Annotated in this window: 9 protein-coding genes and 3 tRNA genes; 10 read left to right on the top strand and 2 right to left on the bottom strand. The window is 73.7% G+C overall.

Annotation, left to right across the window (positions count from 1 at the left end; all coding sequences use genetic code 11):
* Together VGI02_RS06690 and VGI02_RS06685 are read left to right on the top strand one after the other, a co-directional pair.
* The coding region (locus tag VGI02_RS06690) for an MFS transporter (protein WP_331626504.1) at positions 1 to 1,297 on the top strand (1,297 nt) is incomplete at its 5' end.
* A 79-nt stretch (positions 1,298 to 1,376) separates the two neighbouring features.
* The gene (locus VGI02_RS06685) at positions 1,377 to 1,532 is read left to right on the top strand and encodes a CsbD family protein (RefSeq protein ID WP_414638206.1); all 156 of its coding nucleotides are present in this window, start codon (positions 1,377 to 1,379) and stop codon (positions 1,530 to 1,532) included.
* A gap of 81 nt (positions 1,533 to 1,613) precedes the next feature.
* Here the strand turns inward: VGI02_RS06685 and VGI02_RS06680 are convergent, their stop codons facing one another.
* Positions 1,614 to 2,471 (bottom strand): hypothetical protein, encoded by an 858-nt coding sequence (locus VGI02_RS06680; RefSeq protein WP_331626502.1) that lies wholly within the window; start codon positions 2,469 to 2,471, stop codon positions 1,614 to 1,616.
* Positions 2,472 to 2,647: 176 nt separating this feature from the next.
* Between VGI02_RS06680 and VGI02_RS06675 the strand changes: the two genes are divergently transcribed.
* From VGI02_RS06675 to VGI02_RS06640, 8 genes are all read left to right on the top strand, one after another.
* Positions 2,648 to 3,460: a phosphatase PAP2 family protein gene (locus VGI02_RS06675; protein ID WP_331626501.1), complete on the top strand. Its 813-nt coding sequence runs from the start codon at positions 2,648 to 2,650 to the stop codon at positions 3,458 to 3,460.
* A gap of 101 nt (positions 3,461 to 3,561) precedes the next feature.
* Positions 3,562 to 4,701 (top strand): FAD-dependent monooxygenase, encoded by a 1,140-nt coding sequence (locus tag VGI02_RS06670; protein WP_331626500.1) that lies wholly within the window; start codon positions 3,562 to 3,564, stop codon positions 4,699 to 4,701.
* Between the two features lie 44 nt (positions 4,702 to 4,745).
* Complete coding sequence (locus VGI02_RS06665; RefSeq protein WP_331626499.1) at positions 4,746 to 5,996, top strand: serine hydrolase domain-containing protein; 1,251 nt, start codon at positions 4,746 to 4,748, stop codon at positions 5,994 to 5,996.
* A 299-nt stretch (positions 5,997 to 6,295) separates the two neighbouring features.
* Positions 6,296 to 6,478: a hypothetical protein gene (locus tag VGI02_RS06660; protein WP_414638205.1), complete on the top strand. Its 183-nt coding sequence runs from the start codon at positions 6,296 to 6,298 to the stop codon at positions 6,476 to 6,478.
* Positions 6,479 to 6,541: 63 nt separating this feature from the next.
* Complete coding sequence (locus VGI02_RS06655) at positions 6,542 to 7,342, top strand: ScbR family autoregulator-binding transcription factor (RefSeq protein WP_331626496.1); 801 nt, start codon at positions 6,542 to 6,544, stop codon at positions 7,340 to 7,342.
* A gap of 81 nt (positions 7,343 to 7,423) precedes the next feature.
* A tRNA-Glu gene (locus VGI02_RS06650) sits at positions 7,424 to 7,496 on the top strand.
* Between the two features lie 46 nt (positions 7,497 to 7,542).
* Positions 7,543 to 7,616: transfer RNA gene (locus VGI02_RS06645), tRNA-Asp, on the top strand.
* 40 nt (positions 7,617 to 7,656) lie between these two features.
* Positions 7,657 to 7,730 (top strand) — tRNA-Phe (locus tag VGI02_RS06640).
* Positions 7,731 to 7,806: 76 nt separating this feature from the next.
* On the opposite strand, the gene VGI02_RS06635 is transcribed toward VGI02_RS06640, so the two are convergent.
* The coding region (locus VGI02_RS06635; RefSeq protein WP_331626495.1) for a tyrosine-type recombinase/integrase at positions 7,807 to 8,714 on the bottom strand (908 nt) is incomplete at its 5' end.

Here is an 8,714-nt window from a genome sequence, read left to right as displayed (position 1 = left end):
GGTCTTCTACGTCAACGTGCCGATCGGCATCGTCGCCCTGCTGCTCGGGATGCGGCTGCTGCCGCGTGACGTCGCGGTCCCCGCGGACCGGCGCCGGCCGCTGGACCTCGTCGGCGCCGTGCTGCTCGGCGGGGCCGTCGTGTCCCTGATGTTCCCGCTGGTGCTCTCCGAGGGGAACCCGTCGTCCGCGCCCTGGTGGCTGATGGGCGTGGCGGTGCTGCTCCTGCTGCTGTTCGTGGCGTGGGAGCGGCGCGCGAAGCGGGTGCACGGGCATCCGCTGGTGAACTTCGGCCTGCTGCGCACCCGCAGCTACGCGCTCGGCACCACGCTCGGCCTGCTCTACTTCGCGGGCTTCACGTCGATCTTCTTCGTGCTCACGCTGTTCCTGCAGCAGGGTCGCGGGTTCACCCCGCTCGAGGCGGGCCTCGCCCTGACCCCGTTCGCCCTGGGCTCGGCGGCGTCGTCGGCGCTGGGCGGCAGGCTGATCTCGCGGATGGGCAAGCCGCTGGTCGTCGGGGGGCTCCTGACGGTCGTCGTCGGGCTCGTCGCCACCGACGTGGTGCTCAGGCTCGACCCGTCGAACGTGGGCTGGGCGATCGCCGTCCCGCTGCTCGTCGCGGGGATCGGCAGCGGGCTCGTCATCGCCCCCAACCAGACCCTCGCCCTCGAGGAGGTCCCCGCGCGCGAGGGCGGCACCGCGGCCGGGGTCCTCCAGACCGGACAGCGGGTGGGGTCCGCGATCGGCATCTCCGCCGTGGGCGCGGTGTTCTTCGGGTCCCTGGCGACGACCCGCGGCGACTGGTCGTCGTCGATCAGTTCCGGCCTCGTGATCACGGTAGGCCTCGTCGTCCTCGCCCTGATCGTGGGCATCGCCGACCTGGTCAGCGAGCGGATCGCGCGGCGGCGCAGCGCCCGGGTGGCCCTGGCGACGGACACGACGTCCCCCGCCGACGGCGCCCCCGCAGTCCACGACGACGTCGCAATCCACGACGCCCACGTCGCCGAGGCCGTGCCCGGCGTCGCCGGCCGGGTGGTGCGGTCGGAGGACGGCGAGCCCGTTCCCGACGCCGTCCTCACCCTCGTGGACGAGGCGGGTCACCAGGCCGCGCGCGCCGACGGCGCCGCGGACGGCACGTACCTGCTCGCGACCACGTCCCCGGGTTCGTACCAGCTGGTGGTGCGCGCCTCGGGACGCCGACCCGACGTCGGACGGGTCACGCTGAGCCGACGACAGAGCGTGTGCGATGTGGTGCTCCATCCCAGCGCAACCGAGCACCTGCTCCCGGTTGTCGATTGATTCACACCCCTCCGGGGTACTCGGTCGGCGACCGGACGTCACTACGGCGAGGAGATCCAGCGTGTCGACCGACGACAAGATGCAGAACAAGAGCCAGGAGCTCAAGGGCAAGGCCAAGGAAGCCCTCGGCGACGCCACGGACAACAAGGAGTGGAAGGCCGAGGGCAAGAAGGACCAGGCCGCCGGCAGCCTCAAGAACGCGGGCGAGAAGATCAAGGACGCCTTCAAGTCCTGATCGTCGACGCCTCGGCGATCCGTCCGGGCCGCGCCTCCGGGTGCGGCCCGGACGTGTGTCCGGGACCCGTCGGGCCGGGGGTCAGAGTCGCTTGAGCGGCGGGCGGGCCACCCCGTCGTCGCCGGCCAGGGACGCCTGAGCGGGCGAGCGGGCGAGCACCACGACCCCGCCCAGCGCCAGCACGAGCCCGGCGACGAACGGGACCACCCATCCGTCGCGGATCCCGTCCCCGAGCAGGAGCAGCCCGAGCAGGCCGGGCGCGAGCGTCTCGGTCACGGCCAGCACGGCGACCACCGGCCCGACCGCGCCGCGCGCCAGCGCCACGGTGTACAGCCCGAGGCCGAGCGCCGCGTACCCGAGGAGGGCGTAGGCCACCGGGTCGGTCGCCACCGTGTGCGCCACCTCCCCGATCGGCCCGTCGAGGTCGACCAGGCGCACCGCCACCGCGGTGCCGCCGAAGGCCAGGCCGGAGAGGAAGGCGATGAGCGCGGCCCGCTTGCTGCGCAGCGCGACCAGGACACCGACCACGGCGAGCACGACCAGCACCGCGATCAGTGCCACCGTGCCGCCGACCCCCGAGTGCGGCAGTTCCTCGGTCCGGGCACTGCCCACCAGCAGCCCCAGCCCGACGACGTTCGCCGCGGCCGCCATCAGGTCGACCCGCCGCAGGGGCGTGTCGAACACCCAGTGCGAGGCGATGACGGTGATCACGACCTGGCCCGAGACGATCGCCTGCACGGCGACGATCGGCATGTAGCGCAACGCCAGGACCGTGAGGACCCACCCGAGGATGTCCAGCGTCAGCCCACTGAGGTAGAGCGGGCTGGTGACGACGCCGGCGGCGTGAGTGGCCCGGCGCGTCGCCATGGCCTCGAGCATCGCCGCGCCGGCGTTGGCCGCCGCGGCCACCAGGGCCGCGAGGAGACCGAGGACCAGCACGCGCTCTCCCCCCGGCTCCGCCGCCGCTCCGACCACGGCGCCTGCACCGGGCGGGTACCCGGCGACCGCGAGGCCGCACGGGCAGAGTGTGCCCGGAGTCCGTCTTCGACGCGGGCCCTCGACACGCCGGGACCGGGCCGCGTGAGCGCATGCAAGGGCCGGGGACGTGGGCACGGATGAGTGGAGGAGTGGTGACCGCCGGCTGGTGGATCGTGACGGGGACGGCCGTGGCGGCGCTCCTGCTGCTCGGTGCTGCCCTCGGGTGCCGGGCACGGCGGTGGCCACCGGGCCGGGCGGCGACGACGCTGCCTGCCGCGCTGGTGATCGCGGCGGTGCTGGCCGCGCTCGCCGCCGTGGTGTTCGCCCTGGTCGCCGACGACGAGGCCCTGCAGGCCGCGGACGGACCGGTCCTGGGCTGGATGGTCGGCCACCGCTCCCCGGCCTGGACGGGGGTCGCGGAGACGGCCTCGCTGCTCGGCGGCACGGTCGGGACCGGCGGGCTCGCGGTGGTCTCGGCGGTGGTGCTCTGGGCCCGCGGCCACCGGACCCGGGCGGGGGTCTGGGTCGTCGCGGTGCTTGTGGGATCACTCACCATCCGGGGGTTGAAGGCCGCCGTCGAGCGGCCGCGGCCGCCGGTCGGCACGCGCCTGACGGTGGAGACGTCGGCGTCGCTGCCCTCCGGACACTCGCTGATGGCCGCCCTGGGGCTGGGGTTGACGGTGCTCGCGGTGCTGACCCTGCTGGGCCCAGGCGGCGGCCGCGGCCGGGCCGTCGCGCGCGGGGCAACGGTGCTGGTCGGGGCGGTGCTGGTGGTGGGCATCGGGGCCAGTCGGGCCTATCTCGGGGTGCACTGGACCACGGACGTGCTCGCCGGATGGCTGGTCGGCGGCGCCCTCACGACACTCGCCGTCGGAGTGGCGCTGGCGCTGGAAGCACGCATTCCGGCAATCCATCCCTCGGAAGGAGTACCTGTCCCCCCGCTACGCTGACGCACCGCCGAGGATCTTATGTCCGGGCAGCCGTGGCGTCACTCGAATGCGCTGTCTAGGGTTTTCGGAACAGTGCCGTCCGAGGGGAAACGGGGGTCCACGTGGAGCATGTGCCGCTCCTGGTCCTCGGTGCCGGGGTCGACGGCCTCGCGGCGGCCCTCTGTCTCGCCCACCAGGGATTCCCGGTGGAACTGCTCGAGCGCGGTGCCGATCCGCAGTCGCTCGACGACGCCGGGCCCAGCGGCTCCATGATCCTGCGACCCTCGGCGGCGCGGGTGCTGCACGGCCTCGGGCTCCTCGAGACGCTGCGGCCCCAGGCGCTCGAGGTGCAGCGCTACACCCATCTCGACGCGGCCAGCGGCCAGCCGCTGCGCAAGGTCGAGCTCGGCGACGTCGCCCGCGCCCGGTTCGGCTACCCGTGCCTCATCCTGGCCCGCCGAGACCTGCGTCGTGTGCTCGCCGAGGCCTGCGCCGCCGACGAGATGATCGGCGTCCACTACGAGTGCCGCCCGAGCGCGGTCGAGGACATCGGCGACGCGGCCCTCGTCAGCCTCGACGGCGGCATCCAGTGGCGCGCGGAGGCCCTCGTCGGCGCCGACGGGGCGTCCAGCCGCGTCCGGGCCCTGCTGGAGAGCGGGGACGGCGCGCTCTCGCCGACCTTCGTCGTGCGCCGCGCCACGGTCGCGGCGAGCGCGGGCGAGCCCGCCCACCCGGAGCTGCGCGTGTGGTCGGGCCCGCAGCTGCAGGCGATGCGCCTGCCCGCGCCCCACGGCGGGGCGGAGGTCGTCCTCGTCATGCGCGCGGACCTGCCCCCCGTCGAGCGCGAGTGGGTCGTGTCCCGGCTCGAGCCCGAGCTCCGGCGGGCGATCAGCGCCGTCGTCGCCCGCGAGCCCGAGCAGGTGCTCGCCCACCAGCGCCCGCTCTCGCGGTGGACCCGCAACCGCCTCACCGTCCTCGGCGCCGCGGCCCAGCCGTTCCTGCCGCACGCCGGGGAGGAGGAGAACCAGACCCTGCTCGACGCCCACGCGCTCGGCGCGGCGTTCGACCGCTCGGACGGCCGGATCCTCCCCGGACTCGCGGGCTACGAGACGCTGCGCGCCCCGGCACGGGCCGCCTGCGCCGCCCGGGTCGCCGAGTTCGCCGCGCTCTCGCACGCCGAGGGCCTCACCCGGCGCCTCCGCGACCGGCTGTGGGCCCGCGAGGCGGTCGACGAGGTCGCCGAGGTCCTCGGCGAGGTCTGATCCCCTCGTTCCACTCCGGGGTCCGACGGGATGAGGATGCGGTCATGACCACCTCTCCCCTCGCCGTCGAGAAGGACCCCGCCTCCCTGGGGTTCGACCCGGCTCGCCTCGCCCGCATCGACGACCACTTCCGCACCTACGTCGACGACGGGCGGCTCGCGGGATGGCAGGTCGTCGTCACCCGCCGCGGGCAGGTGGTGCACTCGAGCGAGGCCGGTCTGCGCGACGAGGAGGCGGGCCTGCCCGTCGAGCAGGACACCCGCTGGCGCATCTACTCGATGTCCAAGCCGGTCACCTCGGTCGCGGCGCTGATCCTCTGGGAGCGGGGGCTGCTCGAGCTCACCGACCCGATCAGTCGCTGGCTCCCCGCGTTCGCGGAGCCCCGGGTCTACCTGCGCGGATCCGCCGCCGCCCCGCTCACCATGCCCAGCCCGGAGCCGATCCGCGTCTGGCACCTGCTCACCCACACCGCCGGGCTCACCTACGGCTTCCACCACGCGCACCCGATCGACGAGGCCTACCGCGCGGCGGGCTTCGAGTGGGGCGTGCCTCCCGGGCTCGACCTCGCGGGCTGCGTCGACGCCTGGGCGCAGCTGCCGCTCGTGCACACCCCGGGCACCGAGTGGAACTACAGCCACGCGACCGATGTGCTCGGCCGGCTCGTCGAGGTCGTGTCCGGGCGCAGCCTCGACGACTTCCTCGACGAGGAGATCTTCGCGCCGCTCGGGATGACGGCGACCGGGTTCGTCGCCGACGACCCCTCCCGTACGGCGGCGCTCTACGCCCGCGTCGCAAACGGGAGCCGCGTGCGGGCCGACGCCTTCGGCGCCCCGTTCCTGGAGCCCCCGACGTGGCTCTCGGGCGGCGGCGGCCTCGTCTCGACGGCGGCCGACTACCACCGGTTCACCCAGATGCTGCTGCGCGGCGGCGAGCTCGACGGCGTCCGGCTCCTCGGGTCGCGGACCGTGGCCTACATGGGCCGCAACCACCTGCCCGGGGGAGCCGACCTCGAGGCCGTCGGACGGCCGCTGTTCGCCGAGATGCCCTTCGACGGGGTCGGGTTCGGCCTCGGGGTGTCGGTGGTCCTCGACCCGACGCGCTACCGGACGCTGAGCAGCGCGGGAGAGCTGGCCTGGGGTGGGGCGGCGAGCACGGCGTTCTGGGTCGACCCGTCCGAGGAGGTGACGGCCCTGTTCTTCACCCAGCTGATGCCCTCGAGCGCCTATCCCATCCGCAGTTCGCTGCGCCGGCTGGTCTACCAGGCCCTCGTCGACGAGCCACCCCGCGCGTCCTGACGGACCCGTCGTGGGCCCGGCGTGTGGGCGATGTCCGGTCCGCGTGAACGGGCGCACACGCTGCGTCATGAACCTGAGGAGATGTCAGGTCACCCTGAGAGAGGGCTGCATCGTTCACCCCCGCTCTGTAGCGTCTGCGCCTGCCATCGGGGCAGCCGATCGGTACGGGCCGAGGGAGACGGATGAGTGTGACGCCGGGTCCACGACGACGACCTACCGGGCCGCACCCGGAACGCGGGACGACCGATGCGGCCGGGGTTCCCGAGCCGCGGTCCGGCACGGAGAGCGGCAGTGCGGGGGTGGTGTCCGGTGTTCCGGCGCAACGCACCGCCGCCGACGTCTACCGGGTGAGCGATGACCAGGTGCACCGCGCGCGGATGGCGGTGGCCCGCAACGCGGTCGACTCCGACGACTGCCGCGAGCTGCTCGACATGCTCGGGCTGATCGGCGAGCCGGGCGAGCCGCCACCGGTGCGTCGCTGACGGATCGGTCCGGCGTGGCGGGCTTGGTGGCGCCGCCCGCCGTGGTCGTAGCGTGCACTCGCCATGGTCGGAATCCCCTCGTCGTCGCGGTCCCCTGCGTCGGGGCCCGCTGACGACGACCCCACTGCGGTGTCGGTCGGCGCCGTCCCGGCCGGTGTGGTCGCGGGACGCGCTCCGCGGCAGGCCCGGGCGCTCGCGACCCGGATGGCGATCCTCGACGCCGCCGCCCACGAGTTCGCCGTCGAGGGCTACCGGGCGGCCGCGCTGTCGCACATCCACACGCGCAGCGGTGTCACCAAGGGCGCCATGTACTTCCACTTCGCCTCCAAGGAGGCCATGGGCAGAGCGGTGGCCGAGCTCTTCGAGGCGCGCCTGCGCGACGTCCTGGCCGAGCGCCGCGCCGGGGGCCTCGACGCCCTGGCGACCGCGGTGTCCGTCGGCGTCGGGTTCGCCGAGCTCCTCCGTGACGAGGCCCTCTGCCGGGCCGGGCTGCGGGTCGTCACCGAGGACGCGCTCGGCGCCCACCGTGCCCGCTGGCCCTACGACTTCTGGGAGTCCGCCTACGCCGATCTGCTCGGGCGCGCCCAGCAGGACGGGGCCCTGCGCGGCGAGGTCGACACCGCCGAGCTCGCCCGCACGGTGGTGGCGACCGGTGTCGGGCACTGGGCGGTGTCCGCGGCCACCGCCGGGCTCGCGGACGTCCGGGAACGGACGGCCGCGTCCTGGTCGGTGCTCCTGAGCACGGCCGCCGAGCCCGCCTGGCTCGAGCGATGGCTTGCGGCGGGCGGCGTCGCGGCGATCCCCGGAGTGCCGGGGACGGTGCGGACGGGGGTGCCTGACGACGCCGGCCCACCCGTCCCGTAGGCTCCGTCTCGCACCCAACGGGGCCGGGCGGACACCGTCGCTGGAGGGGGTAAGGTCCTCGCGGGATCACGAGGAACTCGAGCCCCCATCGTTCAGCGGCCTAGGACTCCGCCCTTTCAAGGCGGCAACGCGGGTTCGAATCCCGTTGGGGGTACGCAGTAACCTGGACATCCCGATGTCCGGGATGAATTGAAGAGCAAGGCCCAGTGGCGCAGTTGGTTAGCGCGTCGCCCTGTCACGGCGAAGGTCGCGGGTTCGAGTCCCGTCTGGGTCGCAGTGTCGTGCACGCGTCGCGACGACGTGGTCGCCGACAAGGCCAGGTAGCTCAGTCGGTACGAGCGATCGCCTGAAAAGCGATAGGTCGGCGGTTCGATCCCGCCCCTGGCCACCCCCCTCACCAGCGGGAATGCTCGTGATGCTCCGTCTGGTCGGCGCTACTTCAGCAACGACTTCAGCAACCGCCTTCACAGGTCCTCCCACTCGATCGCGTCGAGCGCCTGGCGCATGGCGTCGAGGTTGGTGTGGGCGTAGATCGCCATCGTCACGTCGATGTGCGCGTGACGGGCAATGGCCTGCACGACGTGTGGCGGGGTCCCGAGGTCAAGCAGCAGGCTCACGACGGTGTGGCGCAGGTCGTGGAGCCGCACGTCGGGCATCTCGACCTTGACCCGCAACTCCTCGAAGTGCCGGTTGAGGTTCCGCGGCTCCATCGGCGTGCCGAGGGTCGAGGGAAACACGAGGTCGTGGTCCTCCCAGCGGGTCGCCTTGGCCCGGTCCTCGTCCTGGCGACGGCGGTGCGCCTCGAGCACGCGGCGGGTGACCTTCGGGAGTGGGATCGTGGCCTCCGAGGCATCCGACTTGGCCGGCCCGACGTAGAGCTGCCCCGCGGCCCGGGCGACGGTCTGAGCGACGGTGAGCGTGGCCCGCTCGAAGTCGATGTCCTGCCAGCGCAGGCCGAGCAGCTCGCCGTGACGCAGCCCGAGCGTCGCGGCGGTGACGTACAGCGCGTACCAGCGCGTCCCCTTCGCAGCGTCGAGCAGCGTCTTGGCCTGGGTGACCGTGAGGCCCTTGCCGACCTTGTACTTCGGCGTCGGGACCTTGACGAGCTTGGCGACGTTGCGCATCACCAGCTCCTCCCGCTCGGCGTTGCTCAGCGCGTTGCGGAGCACGGCGTGGACGTACTGCACCTGACGGGGCGTGGGCCGGCGCTCGCAGCACCGCAGTCCTGGGCGACAGCACGGCCGCTGCTTGGACTTCCGCCGGGCGTGCTTGCCGTTGGTGCAGCAGAGGCACTTGGCGCGGACGGTGCTGATGAAGTGCCGGACGTCGGCGCCGGTGAGGCGGTCGAGTCGCTTCTTGCCGAGCGCCGGGA

The organism is Actinomycetospora sp. (assembly GCF_036497245.1).
Taxonomy (GTDB): domain Bacteria; phylum Actinomycetota; class Actinomycetes; order Mycobacteriales; family Pseudonocardiaceae; genus Actinomycetospora.
This window is presented reverse-complemented; position numbering and strand designations above follow the sequence as displayed.

Bases quoted from the DNA above. Each gene is read 5' to 3' on its own strand.
- VGI02_RS06685 (WP_414638206.1), top strand. From the start codon at position 1,377: ATGCAGAACAAGAGCCAGGAGCTCAAGGGCAAGGCCAAGGAAGCCCTC.
- VGI02_RS06675 (WP_331626501.1), top strand. From the start codon at position 2,648: ATGAGTGGAGGAGTGGTGACCGCCGGCTGGTGGATCGTGACGGGGACG.
- VGI02_RS06665 (WP_331626499.1), top strand. From the start codon at position 4,746: ATGACCACCTCTCCCCTCGCCGTCGAGAAGGACCCCGCCTCCCTGGGG.
- VGI02_RS06655 (WP_331626496.1), top strand. From the start codon at position 6,542: ATGGTCGGAATCCCCTCGTCGTCGCGGTCCCCTGCGTCGGGGCCCGCT.